This window comes from Mesorhizobium sp. M1006, from assembly GCF_040318825.1.
In the GTDB taxonomy this organism is placed as follows: Bacteria; Pseudomonadota; Alphaproteobacteria; order Rhizobiales; family Rhizobiaceae; genus Mesorhizobium.
Genome location: NZ_JAMYMZ010000005.1, coordinates 75189 through 93685, shown reverse-complemented (window position 1 = coordinate 93685; position 18497 = coordinate 75189). Strand labels below are relative to the sequence as shown.

The window sequence follows — 18497 nt, the reverse complement described above, 5'->3', positions numbered from 1 at the left end:
GAAAGCCGAGGCTTTCGCTCTACGATGGACCCCCACCCCTAACCCCTCCCCACAAGGGGGAGGGAGACTTCCGTTGGCACTGACCTCGGCAAATTGCCTGCCTTTCGGCGCCAAAGGGGAAGTAAGGGCGCGCGGCAGCATTCCCTCCCCCTTGTGGGGAGGGTTAGGGTGGGGGTCCATCTTCGCAAGAATCCAAATGCGATTGCCCTGCGCTTGGGGGGATGTCTGGTGATTGGCAAGGAGGGCAGGACAGAGCGGGCCGCTGTCCCGCCAACTCCACGTCCGGAACCTTCATAGCCAGAAACAAAAAAACCGCCTCGGTGGGCGGGTCGTTGGAGCCAATTAGCACCATACCGAAATTAGTAGCATAGCTGCCGGCACAAAGCAAGAACAAAATACGCCGTGGCCGACAAATTCGCGTTTCTTCGTAGCCTGACTCGGTTTGAAGCCCGGTCGTCACCCCCGGCCGTTCACCAAGTCCCCGACAATGTCATATTTGCCGGAGATACGCATCTTGTAGACCTCGTAATTCTCCATCACGCGCTGAACGTAACCTCTTGTTTCCGTATAGGGAATCCGCTCGATCCAGTCGACGACTGCATCGACGTCCTCGCCGCGCGGGTCGCCGTATTTCGCCACCCACTGGGCGGCGCGGGCGGGGCCGGCATTGTAGCCGGCGAAGGTCAGCACGTAGGAGCCGTCGAAACGGCCGAGCTGCTCGCCCAGAAAGGCGGCGCCCAGCGTTGCATTGTAGCCGGCATCGGTGGTCAGCCGCGCCTGCGAGAAAGTCATGCCGGCCTTCTTCGCCAATTGCTTGGCCGTGCCTGGCATCAGCTGCAGCAGTCCGCGCGCGCCGGCGCTGGAGACGGCGCCGATGTTGAACTCGCTTTCCTGCCGGGCAATCGCATAGGCCAGCGCCTTGCCCGAGCCGGAGACGTTGGCGGTGTCGGGAATGACGCCGAGCGGATGCGACAGCGCGCCTACGTCGATGCCGCGGGCGCCGGCGATCTTGCCGACCTTCAGCGCCATGAAATGGTTGCCTTGTCTTTCCGCCAACACCGCAAGCAGCGCCAGTTCGCCGGGGCTGTTCAGCTGCCCGGCAAGGTCGCGGTAGAGGGTTTCGGCATAGCGGTCATAGCCTGCCTGCTGCAGCCGCTCGATGGCGCTGACCGCCTCGCGGGTGGTAAAATTCCGGCGGTCGGCGGCACTTGGCTGGGGGTAGACGATATTGAGGGTCTGCCGGCCGACACGCTCGCCGGCGAGCTGGCCGTAAAAGGTCGTGCCGTAGCTAGCGGCACGGCTGAAAAAATCCTTGGCATTGCCGGGCCCGCCGACTTCGGCGGCACGGCCGAGCCAGTAATAGGCGCGCGACAGCGACATCGGCCCTTGGGCGAGCTCCGCGATTTGCGCAAAATGCTTGGCGGCGGTGCTCGGGTCGTTGAGGCCGCGCAACGCGTACCAGCCTGCATGGAATTCCGCCTCGGCGGCATTGGCGGGACTTTCGGCGGCATGCGCGGCGACTATTCTGTAGGCGGTCTTCATGTCGCCCTGGTCGACCAGCTCGCGCGACAGCACCCGGCGTTCGACCCACCAGGCGTCCGCATCGACCAGAGCGTCACGATCGCCCGGCGCCTTCATCACCAGCGCGGCTGCGTCGGAAAATTTCTGTTGCTTGCGCAGATATTCGGCTTCGGCAAAGAGATAGCCGACCGCCCGCTGCGCTGCCGGCACCGCCTTCAGCAGCTTGGCCGCGTTCTTGTCGCCCTTGCTGACCGCCGCCCAGGCGTCGGCCAATTGCTGGGCGCCGGCGAGACCGGCGACGCGTAGCGCCGAAGCGACCCGGTCGGCATAAAACATGCGCTCCATGCGGAAGCGATGGTCGGCGGCCGGGATCAGCGCGCCGAACTCGCGGATGACCGCCGCCTCGTCCCCGGCTTCGAGCTTTTCGGTGCGCCAGAATGGCGACAGCACCGAGCGCGCCGCCTTGGTATTGCCTAGCGCTACATAGGAGCGCGCAAGGATCACCACGCCCTCGAAGGTCAGCGGCTGGCTGCCGTCGAACGCCCGCACCACGACCTGTGGCGCGGGGTTCTCGCGATAGAGCGCGCGCTCGCTGTTCTTGCGCAAGGCGATCGTGCCCGGCCAGTTCGGCAGCATCTTCGCGGCATCGGCGATGTCGCCGCTCGGCACCTGGTCGCCGCCATAGAGCGCAATCGCCCAGGCAAGGATGTGCCGATCGAGCGATTTGGCCGGCAGCGCTTCGCGCACCTGGCGCGCGCGCTGAATGTCGTTTGCCGCAAGCGCATCGAGACCGCTCTTCAGCGCCGCGACGCTGGCGGATGGCGAAGGGGACTGCTGCAGTGCATCGTTCTGCGGCTCCGTCATCGGGATCGCCGACGTGACCTGCCCATCGACGCTGCCGCCGATCGCCGCGCCGGGGACCAGCACAACGATCGCGCCGAGAAGCGCGAAAAGATGAGGCCGCCTGGTCGGCATGGATTTGGTCATTTCCTATTCTTCGATGCTACCACTGGCACAGATGAACTGCAGCCTATTCGTCTGTGATGAAGGGCCCGTAAAGAAAACCTTATCGAGGTCGTTCGAATTGCAATTGCTGGCGCAATGCTTGCCGCGCAACAATGTCGAGACTATGGTGCGCCGCTTCGCTTTCGGCTAGAAGGCGCGCACGACAAACACCTACAGCGCCGCGGGTCTTCTCAGACGCGCAAAGGACGTTGTAGCAATTTAAATTTGGCGCATAACCCTTTCCGAAATCGACTGCGATTTTCGGGGTCATGCGCTAGTCCCAAGGAGTTGGACGACATGCTAAGAGGCTCGCTGACCGCGCTCGTCACACCGTTCGAAAAGAGCGGCCGTTTCGACGAGAAAGCCTTTCGCGCGTTCATCACCTGGCAGATCGCCGAAGGCACGACGGGCGTGGTCCCGGTCGGCACCACCGGCGAGTCGCCGACGCTGTCGCATGACGAGCACCGCCAAGTCGTCAAGGTTTGCATCGAGGTCGCCAAGGGCCGGGTTCCGGTCGTCGCCGGCGCCGGCTCCAACAACACCGAAGAGGCGGTCGGCCTGGTCCAGTATGCCGAGAAGGCGGGTGCCGACGCGGCCCTTGTCGTCACGCCCTATTACAACAGACCGACACAGCGCGGCCTCTATGCGCATTTCGCCGCCGTCGCCAAGGCAACCAGTCTGCCGATCATCATCTACAACATTCCGCCGCGCTCGGTGGTCGACATGAGCCCCGAGACGATGGGCCAGTTGGTGCATGACTTCAAGAACATCGTCGGCGTCAAGGATGCCACCGGCAAGGTCGAGCGGGTTTCGGAGCAGCGCGCCACCTGTGGCAAGGATTTCATCCAGCTCTCCGGCGAAGACGCCTCGGCGCTCGGCTTCAACGCGCATGGCGGCGTCGGCTGTATTTCTGTGACGGCAAATGTCGCACCCAGGCTTTGCGCTGAATTCCAGGAGGCAACGCTTTCCGGCGACAGCGCCAAGGCGCTCGACCTGCAGGACCGTCTGTTGCCGCTGCACAAGGCGATTTTCATGGAGCCCGGCGTTTCCGGCGCGAAATATGCGCTGTCGAAGCTGGGCAAGGTCGAGAACGTGCTGCGCTCGCCGCTAATGACGGTCGAGCCGTCGACCGCCGAGAAGATCGACGCGGCGATGAAGCACGCCGGCTTGATAAACTAGGGATGAGGCGCCACCTCTCCGCATCATGAATCAAGTCAGAAAAGCCGATCCCAACAACAAGACCGTTGCGGAAAACCGCAAGGCGCGGTTTTCCTATGAGGTGCTCGACACGATCGAGGCCGGCCTGGTGCTGACCGGTACGGAAGTGAAATCGCTGCGCCAGGGCCAGGCCAATATCCAGGACAGCTACGCCTCGGTCGAGGGCGGCGAGATCTGGCTGATCAACTCTTATTTGCCGGAGTATCTGCAGGCCAACCGCTTCAACCATGAGCCGCGCCGCCGCCGCAAACTGCTGCTCAACAAGCGCGAGATGGCAAAGCTGGCGCAAAGCGTCGACCGCGAAGGCATGACGCTGGTGCCGCTGAAGATCTACTTCAACGACCAAGGCCGTGCCAAGCTGCTGCTCGCCGTTGGCCGCGGCAAGAAGCTGCACGACAAGCGCGAGACCGAAAAGCAGCGCGACTGGTCGCGCGAGAAGGGCCGGCTGCTGAAGGAGCGAGGGTGAGGAGCGGTCCGCGAAGCGGAGGAAAAGCCAGCGATTTGGCTTTTCGAGCGACGAACGCCCGGAGCCTTAGCGGCGGGCAGGGCGGACCAAAAGGGATAGGTCTCGTTTGAAAAACCGGATCGTCTTATGGGGCGCGGCCGGTCTGCTCGTGGCGGGCCTCGTTCTGGCCGGCGGCTATACCTACTTCCAGACGTTTTCTCCGGACCGCCGCAAATATCCGGTCAGGGGCATCGACGTCTCCCATCATCAGCGGCAGATCGACTGGCGGCGTGTTGCCGCCGACGATGTCGCCTTCGCCGTGATCAAGGCGACGGAAGGCGGCGATCATGTCGACGATGCCTTCGCCGCCAATTTGCGCGCGGCCCGCGCCGCCGGTCTTGCCGTCGGTGCCTATCATTTCTTCACCTTCTGCAGATCGGGTGCGGATCAGGCACGCAACTTCATCTCGGTGGTGCCGCACAATCAGCCTTTGCTGCCGCCGGTGGTAGACATCGAGTTCGGCGGCAATTGCCGCAGCGGCCAACTCCCGAACAGCTGAGCGCCGAACTCTCCGCCTTCCTCGGCCCGGTCGAGGCGGCGTTCGGCAAGACGGCGATCCTCTATGTGACCGACGAGGTGGCGCAAGCCTATGCCGGGCAGCTAGCCAGCCGCCCGCGCTGGCTGCGTTCGCTGGCGCTGCGGCCGGGCCATGACAACTGGATCTACTGGCAGTATCACAACCGGGGCCGCGTCGACGGCATCAGCGGCGACGTCGACCTGAATGTTCTCCAGGGCGGACCTGCGACGCTGGCCGCATTGTTTGCCGCAGCGCCTGAAACGACAGCGTCGGATTGATGCTATTCCCGTCCACCAAAACACCCTCTCATATCGCAGGCGGCGCCGTGCTAAGTACATTTGATGCGGAGCGCCCTTCATCAACCAATGACAGCAACGCCCCGCCTGCTGCGACGGACGGCGGCGACCCCCGCCTGGCATTTGTCTATGCGGAGGCGGTGCGTGGCCTCCAGCACCAGCAGGGCGTGGTTGAAAGTCTCAATACGCGCGCCGGCAATCTGATCTTCGCAACCGCGTTCGCGAGTTCTCTCCTCGGAGGCAGGGCGCTCCTGGATGGCGTGGGGCCCTGGGACTGGCTGGCGCTGATATTGCTTTTTCTTATCGGGCTGCTGGTCGCGATTATGGTGTGGCCGTATTATAACTATACGTTCCGTTTCGATCCAGAGAAGCTGCTCCAGGACTTCGTCGATCAGCACCCTCCCGCAACCCTGGACGGGATGCACCGAGCGCTTGCGCTGCGCATCAAATCCGACATGGCCAGCAATTGGCGGATCATCCAACGCCTGCGCGTCGCGCTGCAGCTTGCACTGTTTCTGTGGTTGCTGGATCTCCTGGCCTGGTTGTTCGCGATCGCCCGAATCTAGGGCTCGTGCCCTGGCGGGCGTCGTCCGACTCTATGTCTTCAGAAAAGCTTCTATCTGACTGAAGACGTTGACGAACATCGCTTCCGTCAACACGCCGGTATTGGTGTTGTAGCGCGAGCAATGATAGCTGGAAAACAGCGTGATGCCATTGGCCTGCTGCTGCCTACCATGCCGGAACGGATAGGCGGCAACGCGTTGGCCGAGCGCCCGCACGGTCGACTGGTGCGCGATCGAGCCAAGCGCCAGCACAGCGCGCAGATTTGGAAATCGCGCGATCGTCGGCACCAGGAACGTCCGGCAGGTCGCTATCTCGGCGCCAACCGGCTTGTTGTCCGGCGGCACGCAGCGCACCGCATTGGTAATCGCCGTACCGACAAGCTCCAGCCCGTCATCCGGTCGCGCTTTGAATTCGCCGCGCGCAAAGCCGTGCGCGATCAGCGTGTTGTAGAGCAGGTCGCCGGCAAAATCGCCGGTGAAGGGGCGCCCCGTCCGGTTCGCCCCGCGCAGTCCAGGCGCCAGCCCGACGATCAGCAGACGCACTGCGTCCTCGCCTTCCGGCGGCAAAAAGGTCGGCACCGGCGCGTTGAACCAGGACGGCTCGCGCCGCCGCCACTCGGCGATGAAGTCGTGCAACCGCGGGCAGAGCGGGCAATCGCGATCGGGTTCGGGGGAGACGACCAGGGGAGCGGTCAAGGCAACGACCGTCAATAGTCTTCCTCGTCGACTTCGGCCGGTTCGGGCCGGCGCACCGGCCGCTCCGACGGGTCGCGGCCGACTTCATTCTTGAGCGTCATCAAGTCGATGAAATGGTCGGCCTGGCGGCGCAGATCGTCGGAGATCATCGGCGGCTGCGAAGCCATGGTCGAGACGATCGACACCTTGCGCCCGCGCCGCTGCAGCGCCTCGACCAGCGTGCGGAAATCGCCGTCGCCCGAAAAGATGACATAATGGTCGACGACATCGGCAAGTTCGAGCGCATCGACGGTCAGCTCGATATCCATATTGCCCTTGATCTTGCGCCGGCCGGTCGAGTCGGTGAATTCCTTGGCCGGTTTGGTCACCACCTTGAAGCCGTTATAGTCAAGCCAGTCGATCAGCGGCCGTATCGAGGAGTATTCCTGATCCTCGACCAGCGCGGTGTAGTAATAAGCGCGCAGCAGATAGCCGCGTTTCTGGAAACTCGCCAGAAGTTTGCGGTAATCGATGTCAAAGCCCAGCGCGCGCGAGGTGGCGTAGAGATTGGCACCGTCGATAAAGAGAGCGATTTTTTCACGAGGATCGAACATGGAAAATGTCCTTTTTCGAAATAAGCGGTCGTCTAAATGCGTGGCGACTATCGGCCGGTCTGATAATAGACCTGTTGGCCTTCATCGTTCGAGATAACGCCAGTTTTACGGCAATCCAAGGCACCATGGCGCACCGCAAGCAATTGTGATCGGCGCTGTGTCGCCGCAGGCGGCCCGCGTCAGAGCTGCGCACCGCCATAAAAGCTTGTATTTTGGCGGCGTTCGGGTTATGGACCGCGCCTGTTTTCCATCAAATCCAGGCATGAAAGGGGCAACTCATGGCCCGCGTAACCGTTGAAGATTGCATCGACAAGGTCGACAACCGCTTCGAGCTGGTGCTCCTGGCCGGCCACCGCGCCCGTCAGATCAGCCAGGGCGCGCAGATCACCGTACCGCGCGACAACGACAAGAATCCGGTCGTTGCGCTCCGCGAAATCGCCGAAGAGACGCTGTCGCCGGACGACCTCAAGGAAGATCTCATCCATTCGCTGCAGAAGCATGTCGAGGTCGACGAGCCGGAAGCCGATGGCGAGGCGATTGCCGACCAGACCGGCAGCGCCGTTGCGGCCACCGATGCCGACGACGCCGAGGACAACGTCACCTTCGATCGCATGACCGAAGAAGACCTGTTGGCCGGCATCGAAGGCCTGGTGCCGCCGGAAAAAAGCGACGATTATTGATCTTAGCGACAACTGCCGACACTTTCGCGTCGGCAGTTTCGTGGCTATCTATGACATGCGCCGTACGCCAGTGCGGCGCATGATTCATTTCAGCATTGCGAGATCCCGCCCATGATGCGTCAGTATGAGCTTGTCGAGCGCGTGCAGCGCTACAAGCCTGACGTCAACGAGGCGCTGCTCAACAAGGCCTATGTTTACGCCATGCAGAAGCATGGCCACCAGAAACGCGCCTCCGGCGACCCATATTTCTCGCATCCGCTCGAAGTCGCCGCCATCCTCACCGAAATGCATATGGACGAGGCGACGATCGCCGTTGCCTTGCTGCACGACACGATCGAGGACACCACGGCGACCAGGGCCGAGATCGACGAATTGTTCGGCCCGGAAATGGGCAAGCTGGTCGAGGGCCTGACCAAGCTGAAGAAACTCGACCTCGTCTCGAAGAAGGCCGAGCAGGCGGAGAACCTGCGCAAGCTGTTGCTGGCGATCTCGGAAGACGTGCGCGTGCTTCTGGTCAAGCTCGCCGACCGCCTGCACAATATGCGCACGCTCGACCATGTGCCGGAAGCCAAGCGCCTGCGCATCGCCGAAGAGACGATGGACATCTACGCGCCGCTGGCCGGCCGCATGGGCATGCAAGGCATGCGCGAGGAGCTGGAAGAGATTGCCTTCCGCTTCATCAATCCGGAAGCCTACCGCGCCGTCACCGCACGGCTGGCCGAAATCTTCGAGCGCAACAAGGGCGTGCTGTCGGAGATCGAGAAGGCGCTCTCCGCGCTGTTCGACAAATATTCGATCAAGGCCGAGGTCAAGAGCCGGCAGAAGAAGCCGTGGTCGGTGTTCCGCAAGATGGAAGCCAAGGCGTTGTCCTTCGAGCAGCTGTCCGACATCTTCGGCTTTCGCGTCGTCGTCGATACCGTCGAGGACTGCTACCGGGCGCTCGGCGCCATCCACACCACCTGGTCGATGGTGCCCGGCCGCTTCAAGGACTACATCTCCACGCCGAAGCAGAACGACTACCGCTCGATCCACACCACCATCGTCGGCCCGTCGCGCCAGCGCGTCGAATTGCAGATCCGCACCTATCAAATGAACAAGATCGCCGAATACGGCGTCGCTGCTCATTCGATCTATAAGGATACCGGTGGCAAGATGAATGGTGCCGCCCATGCGATCTCGAAGGAAACCAATGCCTATGCCTGGCTGCGGCGCACCATCGAGCAGCTTGCCGAAGGCGACAATCCCGAGGACTTCCTCGAAAACACCAAGCTGGAACTGTTTCAGGACCAGGTATTCTGCTTTACGCCGAAGGGCATGCTGATCGCGCTGCCGCGCGGCGCCACGCCGATCGACTTTGCCTATGCCGTCCACACCGACGTCGGCGACACTTGCGTCGGTGCCAAGGTCAATGGCCGCATCATGCCGCTGATGACGGAGCTGAAGAACGGCGACGAGGTCGAGATCATCCGCTCGAAGGCGCAGGTCCCGCCGGCGGCGTGGGAATCGGTGGTCGTTACCGGCAAGGCACGCTCGGCCATCCGCCGCGCCACCAAGAACGCCATTCGCAAGCAATATTCAGGTCTCGGTATCCGCATTCTGGAGCGCGCCTTCGAACGGTCCGGCAAGACCTTCACCAAGGAAAGCCTGAAGCCGGTGCTGCACCGGCTGGCGCGCAAGGACATCGAGGATGTGTTGGCCGCGGTCGGCCGAGGCGAAGTTGCCTCCACCGATGTCATGAAGGCGGTGTTTCCCGACTACAAGGACGAGCGTGTCACGCTGGTAGCGCCCAAGCAGCGCGAGGAGGGCTGGTCGAAGATCCGCAACGCCGCCGGCATGCTGTTCCAGATTCCGGGCCGCGCCGCACGCAAGGACAAGAACCAGCCGCGCGACGACGCGGTGCCGATCCGCGGTGTGCGCGGCGATCTGCCGGTGCGCTTCGCGCCGGAGGGGGCAGTGCCAGGCGATCGCATCGTCGGCATCGTGCAGCCGGGAACCGGTATCACCATCTATCCGATCCAGTCGCCGGCGCTGCAGGCCTTTGACGACCAGCCCGAGCGCTGGATCGACGTGCGCTGGGACATTGACGAGCGCACCAAGGAGCGGTTCCCGGCGCGCGTCTCGGTCACCGCCATCAACGCGCCGGGTTCGCTGGCCGATATTGCACAGGTCGTCGCATCCAACGACGCCAACATCCACACTTTGTCGATGGTGCGCACCGCGCCCGATTTCACCGAAATGCTGATCGATCTCGAAGTGTGGGACCTCAAGCACTTGAACCGGCTGCTGTCGCAGCTAAAGGACAATTCGAGCGTCAGTGACGCAAGGCGCGTGAATGGGTGAATAGTGAATAGTGAAGAGGGTGCTCTCACTACCATTCACCATTCACCATGGACATGGAGTGAACGATGAACACCGATGAAGTGCTGGGTATTTTTCGCGAGGCCGGCGCCGTGCTCGAAGGGCATTTCATCCTGACGTCGGGCCTGCGCAGCCCGGTCTTTCTGCAGAAAGCGCGTGTTTTCATGCATGCCGACAAGACCGAGCGCTTGTGCAAGGCGCTCGCCGAAAAGATCCGCACTGACGTGCCCGGCAGGATCGACTACGTCGTCGGCCCGGCGATCGGCGGGCTGATCCCGGCCTATGAGACCTCGCGCCATCTTGGTGCGCCGGCGATCTGGGTCGAGCGGGAAGGGGGTGAATTCAGGCTGCGCCGCTTCGAGATCGCCAAGGGATCGCGCGTCGTCATTGTCGAGGACATCGTCACCACCGGCCTGTCGATCCGCGAGACCATTGACTGTCTGCGCGCACTTGGCGCCGATGTCGTTGCCGCTGCGTGCATCATCGACCGCTCGGCCGGCAAGACCGATGTCGGCGTGCCGCTGATCGCGCTCGCCGAATATGAAGTTCCGGCCTATCCGGCCGACAGGCTGCCGCCCGAGCTCGCCGCCATACCGGCGATCAAGCCCGGCAGCCGCAATATCTAATGCATGTCGCCCAAAAGTGTGCGGCGGTTTTGGGACAACGACATGCATAAAAACAAGTCAAGAGGCGCTTCCGTGATTGCCGGCATGGATCATTTCGTGCTGACGGTTCGTTCGGTGGACGATACCTGCGCCTTCTATCAGCGCGTGCTTGGCTTCAAGCGCCTCGACGAGCCGGACCGACCAACGGCGCTGCTGTTTGGAATGCAGAAGATCAATGTGCATCAGGTCGGGCGTACCTTCGAGCCGAAGGCCAAGGCGCCGACGCCGGGCTCCGGAGATTTCTGCTTGATTGCTGCCCGGCCGCTCGCCGAGATATGTGCCAACCTCGCCGCCAATGGTGTGGTGATAGAGATCGGCCCGGTCGAGCGTGTCGGCGCTCGGGGCGCGATGATGTCGGTCTATTTCCGCGATCCGGACGGCAACCTCGTCGAGGTCAGCGAATATCGATCCTGAGTGACGCTCCTTAAATTCGCCGCGATCATGCCCTGTTCAAAACGGCGATACCCAAGGCTGGCGCGACCGGCCACCGAGCGGATGCCCTCGGCCTCGTTGTTCTTCGGCCAGCGCATCGCTATATCAAAGTCGTAGTTGCTTTTCGGCGACCGCAGAGCGCAGCATAGGCTGTCGCGCCTGGCAGGAAAGGCCGGCGTGAAGCCATCGACGGAACTAGGAACAGGAACAGAGTGCTTTTTCGACGGCGCAAGCCTGATGGTTTTTTCGAGCGGGTGCGTACTTATTTGTGGCCGCGCCGCTCGTTCTCGCGCTCGCTGCGGTATTTCTCCAAACGCATCCTGCGGCTTAGGGCCACGCCGCATGCCGTGGCCGCCGGTGTTGCGGCGGGCGTATTCGCGTCGTTTTTCCCGCTTGGCTTTCACTTCATCATTGCTGCCATCCTGTGCTGGCTGATCGCCGGCAATCTTGTCGCGGCAGCACTCGGCACGGTCTTCGGCAACCCCCTGACCTTTCCGCTGCTATGGGCCGCCTCCTGGGAGGTCGGCAAGCTGATCCTGCATGAACACCTGCCGGCGCATGGCCCGCCCGCGCATCTCGGCGACATGCTGCATAATCTTTCCTTTGCGCAATTGTGGGGACCGGTGCTGAAGCCGATGACGATCGGCGCAATACCGCTCGGCCTGGTTTTCGGCCTGCTGTTTTACGGCATCACCCGCTGGGGCATGATCACTTTCCACGAGCAGCGCCGCAAGCGGCTGGCCGAAAGAGCGGCAAAGGCTGGAAAAACCGGGCCGGAAGTTCCTGCCGAATGATTATCGGTATTGGCAGCGACCTCATCGACATCAGACGCATCGAGAAGTCGCTGGAACGCCATGGCCAACGCTTCATCCAGCGCATCTACACCGAGATCGAACAGGCGCGGTCCGAAAACCGCGCGGCGCGTGCGGCCTCCTACGCCAAGCGTTTCGCTGCCAAGGAAGCTTGCGCCAAGGCATTGGGCACCGGTATGGCGCAGGGTGTGTTCTGGCGCGACATGGGGGTCGTCAACCTGGCCAGCGGCAAGCCGACCATGGCGCTGACCAATGGGGCGGCAGCGCGGCTGGACGAAATTCTGCCTGAAGGGCACCGCGCGGTGATCCACCTCACCATCACCGATGATTTTCCGCTCGCTCAAGCCTTTGTGATCATTGAAGCGTTGCCGGTCGAAGAAGCGCCACATTGATTGCATCTGACCACCGGCATGACGTTGCCCAGCGCGCGCCGAGACTCTATACCATCCAACGCACAATCGAGGACGACATGAGCGTGGCTGAAAAAACCCAGAAGAAATCCGGCGGACTTGGCGAAACCGTCAGCGTCATAGTCCAGGCCCTGCTGCTTGCGCTGGTCATCCGCACGCTCCTGTTCCAGCCGTTCTCGATCCCGTCCGGGTCGATGCGGCCGACTTTGCTCGAAGGCGACTATCTCTTCGTCACCAAGTGGTCCTACGGCTTCTCCCGCTATTCACTGCCGTTCGGGCCGAACATCTTTTCGGGCCGCATCTGGGGCTCAGAGCCGAAGCGCGGCGACGTGGTGGTGTTCAAGTTTCCGCCGGATCCTTCTGTCGATTATATCAAGCGCGTCGTCGGCCTGCCGGGCGACAAGATCCAGGTCAAGGATGGCCAGCTCTTCATCAATGACGTGGGCGTGCCGCGCGTCAAGGTCGGGCAGATCGACAACCGCGACATCACCGAGGAGAACGGGCCGGTCGATGTCTATCGCGAGACGCTGCCGAACGGCGTCAGCTACGACACGCTCGACCTGACGCAGGCTTCGATCGGCGACAATACCAAAGAGTTCAAGGTGCCGCCCGGTCACTATTTCATGATGGGCGACAATCGCGACAACTCGTCGGACAGCCGCTTCACCGTCGGCTTCGTGCCGGACGAGAATTTGGTCGGCCGCGCCAACCTCATTTTCTTCTCGATCGGCGGCAGCGCCAGCCCGCTCGAAATCTGGAAATGGCCGTCACTGATGCGCGCCTCGCGCCTGTTCCATTTCGTCAATTAGGGCCATGGCGGCGACGAAACGGCTGACCGCCGATGCGCTCGCCGAGGCGCTCAGGGAGCGCACCGGCCACAGTTTTGGCGACCATCAGCGCCTGCAGCGGGCGCTGACCCATGCCAGCGCTCGCGGCAGTCACGCCGGCATCGACTACGAACGTTTCGAATTCCTGGGCGACCGCGTTCTCGGCCTTGTCGTTGCCGATATGCTGCTGGCGGCATTTCCCGACGCCGCCGAGGGTGAGCTGTCGCTGAGATTGAACGCTCTGGTCAACGCTGAAGCCCTGGCGGAAATTGCCGAGGAGATCGGCCTGCCGGAACTTATTCGCGCCGGTTCGGACGTACGCGGCCTCGACGGGCGCAAGCGCGTCAATCTGCGCGCCGATGCATTGGAATCGCTGATCGCCGTGCTCTATCTCGACGGAGGGTTGGAAGCGGCCCGTGCCTTCATCCACAAATACTGGCAGCCGCGCTCGCAAGCCATTGACGCCGCCCGTCGCGATGCGAAAACCGAACTCCAGGAATGGGCGCATCAGGCGGCAGGCGCAGTGCCGGTTTACATAATCGACAGCCGCGAGGGACCGGACCACGATCCGCTGTTCACCGTCAGTGTCAAGGTTGGCGCCTATCCGCCGGCGACCGGCAGCGGGCGCTCCAAGCGCGAGGCGGAGCAGGCTGCAGCCGCGGCACTTCTGCAGCGGGAAGGCGTCTGGCTCGATCAAGGGAGTGCCGCATGACCGCCACCGAAGCTCCGGCAACAGAAGCTCCCGCTACCCGCTCCGGCTTCGTCGCGCTGATCGGCGCGCCCAATGCGGGGAAATCGACGCTGGTCAACCAATTGGTCGGCGCCAAGGTGTCAATTGTGACGCACAAGGTGCAGACCACCCGTGCGATCGTGCGCGGCATTGCCACCCACAACAACGCGCAGATCGTCTTCGTCGACACGCCGGGCATATTCAAGCCGAAGCGCCGGCTGGACACGGCGATGGTGACGACCGCGTGGGGCGGCGCCAAGGACGCCGATATCGTGCTGCTCTTGATCGACGCCGAGCGCGGCATCCGGGGCGATGCCGACGCCATCCTCGAGCGGCTGAAGGATGTTCGGCAGCCGATGGTGTTGATCCTCAACAAAGTCGATCGGGTCAAGCACGAGACGCTGCTGGCATTGTCGGCTGCAGCCAACGAAAGGGTGCCGTTCAAGCGCACCTTCATGGTTTCGGCGCTGACCGGATCCGGCTGCAAGGACCTGCTCGACTATCTCGCCGAGACCCTGCCGGCCGGACCCTGGTACTACCCGGAAGACCAGATCTCCGACCTGCCGATGCGCCAGCTCGCCGCCGAGATCACCCGCGAAAAGCTCTATCTCAGGCTGCATCAGGAACTGCCCTATTCCTCCCATGTCGAGACGGAGAAATGGGAAGAGAAGAAGGACGGCTCGGTGCGCATCGACCAGACCATCTATGTCGAGCGCGACAGCCAGAAGAAAATCGTGCTCGGCCATAAGGGCGAGACGATCCGCGCCATCGGCCAGGCGGCACGCATGGAAATAGCTGGCGTACTCGAACAGAAGGTGCACCTCTTCCTGTTCGTCAAGGTGCGTGAGAACTGGGGTGACGACCCCGAGCGCTACCGCGAAATGGGGCTCGAATTTCCGCACTGAGCCTGTTTGGGCGATCCGCAGAGCGGCCTGTTGGCCGCCTCAGGTTTCTGAGCGGTCGCCGGGCTGCCCGATCGGTCGACTTGCATATTGAACAGCCGACCGAATCATTCCGGGAGACCATGCGCCGGCCATGTCGGGTCGACCCGTTCCTTATTGGTACCGGCGCGACGGGAAATCCTGAGCGGGTTCTGAAAAATTTGCGATATTTCATGCAGAACCGGCCAGTTAGACCGGTTCGAGCACCTGCCGACACTGCGATCGTCCATGGTTCCCGTTCGTCGTCTCTCCGTCACACACTCTGCCTATAGGCTGTGCGAAAGACCCGCTTCCGAGCAAACCGGAACCGGCGGGCAAGCAGCCAGATCAGGACATGACAGGGACTTGGAATCGCATCGACCGCATCCGTCAGATCGAGTTTGCAAACGCCGTCGCTGTTGAGATCGAGCGCGCGCTGGCGCGGCAAGGCAAGGTGACGAACAGCGATGCGGTCGTTGCAGCGGGCAGGGTCGCCGGCGCCGTTGCCGCCGCCGTCGCTTTGCTTGCGCCGACCGACATCAGTGCGATCGACACCATGCAGGAAAGATTACCCGGCATGGCGTCGCGTTTCGTGCGGATATTGGCAGACGAAGCGGCGGAACGCCGTGCCCGGACGCATCTGTCGACGGCGCACGAAGGCCAAGGGGCAGACATCCAACGCCTGGCCGGAACGGGCGACCTCGACTCGATGCGGCTCGAGGACTGGGCCGGTCGGGTCGCCGGGTCGACGTTCCTGCAGCAAAATCTCGGCATATCGCGCTCGACCCTGCATCGCTGGCAGCGGAGCGGCACGGTCGTTGCGTTGCGCACCGGTGGCCGCAAACATGTATTTCCTTTGGCGCAGTTCATCGACGGCAGGCCGGCGCCGGGTATCAAGGAAGTGTTATCCGCGATGCCCGATCCACGGCATGCCTGGTCGTGGCTGATCGGCCCCGCGCCCGGCCTCGCCGGACGTATTCCCATTGAAATGCTCAAACGGGATCTGGTGGCGGAAGTCTTTCTTGCCGCACAGAACGCAGCGATGGCGAAGTCGACTTGATCTCGCTGCCAACGCTAGAAGTCTATTCTAAAAAAAGAACACGCACAAGGAATGTATGTCGGATTCCTACCGGTTTGCTGGCTAATGGCATAAGTATATTTTTGTACAATTGTGACAGTGTCTCGTTTGTTTCGATGGGCAAATGTGAAGCAAATATGAAGTGATATTTGTGCAACATGGATTTATTCTGTTATGCAAACATTGATTATTTTTGGAATCGTCATTGAGACTGGAATGCGGATGAGTATGTTCGCCGCCTGAAGAGGGGGTGCGGTGCGCGCCTTTTTCGACGTGGGTGAGGCGTTCAGCCGTTCAACCCATGAATCCAAAGCCATTTTTAACTTTGACTGGAGAGGTCAGAAAATGAATATCAAGAGCCTTCTTCTCGGCTCAGCCGCGGCATTCGTCGCGGTCTCCGGTGCGCGCGCCGCCGACGCTGTTGTGGTCGCCGAGCCGGAACCCGCCGAATACGTCAAGATTTGCGACGTCTACGGCGCCGGCTACTTCTACATTCCCGGCACCGAGACCTGCCTGCGCATCGGCGGCTATGTCCGCTATGACGCAAGCTTCGGCGACGCCGGCCGCGTTTTCGATGGCGCGACGACACACGACCTTTTGGACGGTGACGAGCAGCAGACCTGGAACAAGAATGCCCGCTTCAATTTGAAGACGTGGACCGGCCAGGAAACCGAGCTCGGCACGTTGAAGACCTATACCGAGACCCGTTTCAACTTCGGCAATACCAAACGCACCGTGAGCGGTGTTGATTTCAGCGTGCAGGACAACAAGGCGGTTACCCTGAACTTCGCCTGGATCCAGCTTGGAGGTTTCCGCGTCGGTAAGGATGAAACTGTCTATGATTCGTTCATCGGTTACGCCGGCAACGTCGTCCAGGACACTATCATTCCTTACGGCACCAAGGACACCAACCTGATCAGTTACTATTTCGACGGCGGTAATGGCTTTACGGCAGTCGCCTCGGTCGAAACGGGCTCCGGCGCTGACCAGTCGATCGACAGCTACGTTCCGTTTGTCGTCGGCGGCGTGAAATACAAGGGCGACTGGGGTGCGATCACCGCGGTCGGCGCCTATAACAGCACGTCGGAAGAATGGGCCGGCAAAGCTCGCCTCGACGTCAAGCCGATTACTGACCTGACCCTGTTCGTGATGGCGGGCTACGGCAGCGACGACAACGTCGCGAAGAACTTCTACAAGCCGTGGACTGGCAACTTTGCCGTCTGGGGCGGCGGCAGCTATGCCGTCAACAAGAAGACCTCTTTGAACGCCCAGGTCTCCTATACCGACGACCAAGACTTCGCCGTTGCGGCCAACGTCGCCTACACCATCGTTCCTGGTTACACGATCACCGCCGAAGTCGATTATTACGACAATTTCGATGCCGACGATGCCGACGCAATCGGCGGCATCTTCCGCTTCCAGCGCTCGTTCTGATCAAACGACGATCTCGTAAAAAACGGCCCGTAGCGATACGCTACGGGCCGTTTTGGTTTGGCGGCGGATTCGTCGCTCATCTTGATTTCGCCATCCAACCGGTGACAAGCTCTCGTCATGGAATGGCGCGACGAGGGAATCATTCTCGGCACCCGCAAGCATGGCGAAACCAGCGCCATTCTTGAGGTGATGACACGCGCGCATGGCCGCCATCTCGGTCTCGTGCGCGGCGGCCGTTCGCGCAAACAGCAGCCTGTCTTGCAGCCCGGCAATCGCGTCGACCTGTTGTGGCGGGCGCGGCTCGACGAGCATCTCGGCACCTTCCAGATCGAGGCTATCGAGATGAACGCCGCCCGGCTGATGGACAGCGCCGTTGCCGTCTACGGCCTGCAGACGATGGCCGCGCATTTGCGTCTTCTGCCTGAGCGTGACGCCCATGGCGGCCTTTACGAGACGCTTGCGGTGATGATCGCTCATCTCGACGATGCCGATGCCGCCGGCGAGCTGGTGGCCCGCTTCGAGCTGCTGGTACTCGACGAACTCGGTTTCGGCCTCGATCTCAGCCAGTGTGCGGCGACCGGCACCAGGCAGGACCTTGCCTATGTCTCGCCGAAATCCGGCCGCGCCGTGTCGCTGGCGGCGGGCGCGCCGTGGCGCGACAAGATGCTGGCGCTGCCTGCCTTCCTGCAGCGCGGCTCCGGGCTGCGCGCCGATCCGGCGGCGATCGAGGACGCCTTCCGGCTGACCGGCTTCTTTTTGACCCGCCGTGTCTACGAACCGCGCGGCATCGAGCCTCCCGGCGCCCGCGCCGGGTTTCTCGCCGCCTTGCGCAGGCATCATTCACCCGGCCGTGAATCCGGCAAGGCAAGCGCCGGGGAAGCCGCCACCGGGGAAACCACCAGATGAGCGAAGTTGAACCTGATCCCGAAAACGTTTCGCCGCTCGGCCTTGGCACCATTTCGCAGGTGGGCGAGGCCCATGCGACGGCCGAGTTCAAAGTGAATTTGACGCGGCCGATCACGCCAAGGACGGGCGAGGTGGTGTGCGAGGGCAAAGTGGTGCACAAGGGCCGCACGCTGACGGTTTCGGAAGCGGCGCTGAAGGACGCCAACGGCAAAGCTGCTGGCTTTCGGCACCGAAACATGCTCGATCTTTCCGGCCAATCTGGCGGCACGTTGAATGGACCGGCCGTTTGGCCGCCGCATTTGAATGTCACTGAACATTGAATGTCAGTGAC

21 protein-coding genes are annotated in these 18497 nt (G+C 62.1%); 18 read left to right on the top strand and 3 right to left on the bottom strand.

The features are described from left to right. Positions 1–456: 456 nt before the first annotated feature. A complete protein-coding gene (locus NKH60_RS06495; RefSeq protein ID WP_352871630.1) occupies positions 457–2496 on the bottom strand; it encodes a lytic transglycosylase domain-containing protein in 2040 nt (679 codons plus the stop codon). 327 nt (positions 2497–2823) lie between these two features. Here NKH60_RS06495 and dapA point away from each other — a divergent pair, with 327 nt between their 5' ends. The 5 genes from dapA (at position 2824) to NKH60_RS06475 (ending at position 5628) form a co-directional block, all read left to right on the top strand. Next, complete coding sequence (gene dapA / locus NKH60_RS06490) at positions 2824–3705, top strand: 4-hydroxy-tetrahydrodipicolinate synthase (RefSeq protein WP_352540767.1); 882 nt, start codon at positions 2824–2826, stop codon at positions 3703–3705. A 25-nt stretch (positions 3706–3730) separates the two neighbouring features. Further along, the gene (gene smpB, locus NKH60_RS06485) at positions 3731–4210 is read left to right on the top strand and encodes an SsrA-binding protein SmpB (RefSeq protein WP_023768487.1); all 480 of its coding nucleotides are present in this window, start codon (positions 3731–3733) and stop codon (positions 4208–4210) included. A gap of 106 nt (positions 4211–4316) precedes the next feature. Then, positions 4317–4748, top strand: coding sequence for a GH25 family lysozyme (locus NKH60_RS35115; protein ID WP_502907734.1), 432 nt, complete (start codon positions 4317–4319; stop codon positions 4746–4748). Beyond that, positions 4718–5044 carry a GH25 family lysozyme gene (locus NKH60_RS35110; protein WP_502907733.1) on the top strand — a complete coding sequence of 109 codons (327 nt, stop codon included), beginning with the start codon at positions 4718–4720 and terminating at the stop codon, positions 5042–5044. The genes NKH60_RS35115 and NKH60_RS35110 overlap by 31 nt, the downstream gene beginning before the upstream one ends. Further along, a complete protein-coding gene (locus NKH60_RS06475) occupies positions 5044–5628 on the top strand; it encodes a hypothetical protein (protein WP_352871628.1) in 585 nt (194 codons plus the stop codon). The genes NKH60_RS35110 and NKH60_RS06475 overlap by 1 nt, the downstream gene beginning before the upstream one ends. A gap of 30 nt (positions 5629–5658) precedes the next feature. Here the strand turns inward: NKH60_RS06475 and NKH60_RS06470 are convergent, their stop codons facing one another. Both NKH60_RS06470 and NKH60_RS06465 read right to left on the bottom strand, forming a co-directional pair. Next, a complete protein-coding gene (locus NKH60_RS06470) occupies positions 5659–6336 on the bottom strand; it encodes a uracil-DNA glycosylase (RefSeq protein WP_352871520.1) in 678 nt (225 codons plus the stop codon). Beyond that, positions 6333–6914 carry a LabA-like NYN domain-containing protein gene (locus tag NKH60_RS06465; protein WP_023677774.1) on the bottom strand — a complete coding sequence of 194 codons (582 nt, stop codon included), beginning with the start codon at positions 6912–6914 and terminating at the stop codon, positions 6333–6335. Before NKH60_RS06465 ends, NKH60_RS06470 begins: the two co-directional genes overlap by 4 nt. Positions 6915–7192: 278 nt before the next feature. Here NKH60_RS06465 and rpoZ point away from each other — a divergent pair, with 278 nt between their 5' ends. The 13 genes from rpoZ to NKH60_RS06400 all read left to right on the top strand — a co-directional run bounded on the left by rpoZ (position 7193) and on the right by NKH60_RS06400 (position 18486). Next, positions 7193–7594 (top strand): DNA-directed RNA polymerase subunit omega, encoded by a 402-nt coding sequence (gene rpoZ, locus NKH60_RS06460; protein WP_023677773.1) that lies wholly within the window; start codon positions 7193–7195, stop codon positions 7592–7594. A gap of 111 nt (positions 7595–7705) precedes the next feature. Further along, entirely contained in the window at positions 7706–9934 is a 2229-nt protein-coding gene (locus tag NKH60_RS06455) for a RelA/SpoT family protein (protein ID WP_352501814.1), read from the top strand. 65 nt (positions 9935–9999) lie between these two features. Next, positions 10000–10578: an orotate phosphoribosyltransferase gene (gene pyrE / locus NKH60_RS06450; protein WP_352471045.1), complete on the top strand. Its 579-nt coding sequence runs from the start codon at positions 10000–10002 to the stop codon at positions 10576–10578. A gap of 42 nt (positions 10579–10620) precedes the next feature. Beyond that, positions 10621–11031, top strand: a complete 411-nt coding sequence (locus NKH60_RS06445) for a VOC family protein (protein WP_352818285.1) — start codon at positions 10621–10623, stop codon at positions 11029–11031. A 230-nt stretch (positions 11032–11261) separates the two neighbouring features. Then, positions 11262–11843 (top strand): DUF2062 domain-containing protein, encoded by a 582-nt coding sequence (locus tag NKH60_RS06440; RefSeq protein WP_352871517.1) that lies wholly within the window; start codon positions 11262–11264, stop codon positions 11841–11843. Beyond that, positions 11840–12253 carry a holo-ACP synthase gene (gene acpS / locus NKH60_RS06435; RefSeq protein ID WP_352467214.1) on the top strand — a complete coding sequence of 138 codons (414 nt, stop codon included), beginning with the start codon at positions 11840–11842 and terminating at the stop codon, positions 12251–12253. Before NKH60_RS06440 ends, acpS begins: the two co-directional genes overlap by 4 nt. Before the next feature lie 77 nt (positions 12254–12330). Further along, complete coding sequence (gene lepB / locus NKH60_RS06430; RefSeq protein WP_352471047.1) at positions 12331–13080, top strand: signal peptidase I; 750 nt, start codon at positions 12331–12333, stop codon at positions 13078–13080. 4 nt (positions 13081–13084) lie between these two features. Further along, positions 13085–13810 carry a ribonuclease III gene (gene rnc, locus NKH60_RS06425; RefSeq protein ID WP_352501816.1) on the top strand — a complete coding sequence of 242 codons (726 nt, stop codon included), beginning with the start codon at positions 13085–13087 and terminating at the stop codon, positions 13808–13810. Continuing rightward, positions 13807–14733, top strand: coding sequence for a GTPase Era (gene era, locus NKH60_RS06420; RefSeq protein WP_352501817.1), 927 nt, complete (start codon positions 13807–13809; stop codon positions 14731–14733). The genes rnc and era overlap by 4 nt, the downstream gene beginning before the upstream one ends. Before the next feature lie 370 nt (positions 14734–15103). After that, on the top strand, positions 15104–15808 hold the full coding sequence (locus NKH60_RS06415; RefSeq protein WP_352871514.1) for an antitoxin Xre/MbcA/ParS-like domain-containing protein: 705 nt from the start codon (positions 15104–15106) through the stop codon (positions 15806–15808). Between the two features lie 363 nt (positions 15809–16171). Continuing rightward, the gene (locus NKH60_RS06410; RefSeq protein WP_352540773.1) at positions 16172–17260 is read left to right on the top strand and encodes a porin; all 1089 of its coding nucleotides are present in this window, start codon (positions 16172–16174) and stop codon (positions 17258–17260) included. 117 nt (positions 17261–17377) lie between these two features. Beyond that, positions 17378–18166, top strand: a complete 789-nt coding sequence (gene recO / locus NKH60_RS06405; RefSeq protein ID WP_352871512.1) for a DNA repair protein RecO — start codon at positions 17378–17380, stop codon at positions 18164–18166. Then, positions 18163–18486 (top strand): hotdog family protein, encoded by a 324-nt coding sequence (locus NKH60_RS06400; protein WP_352871510.1) that lies wholly within the window; start codon positions 18163–18165, stop codon positions 18484–18486. The genes recO and NKH60_RS06400 overlap by 4 nt, the downstream gene beginning before the upstream one ends. Positions 18487–18497: the final 11 nt, after the last annotated feature.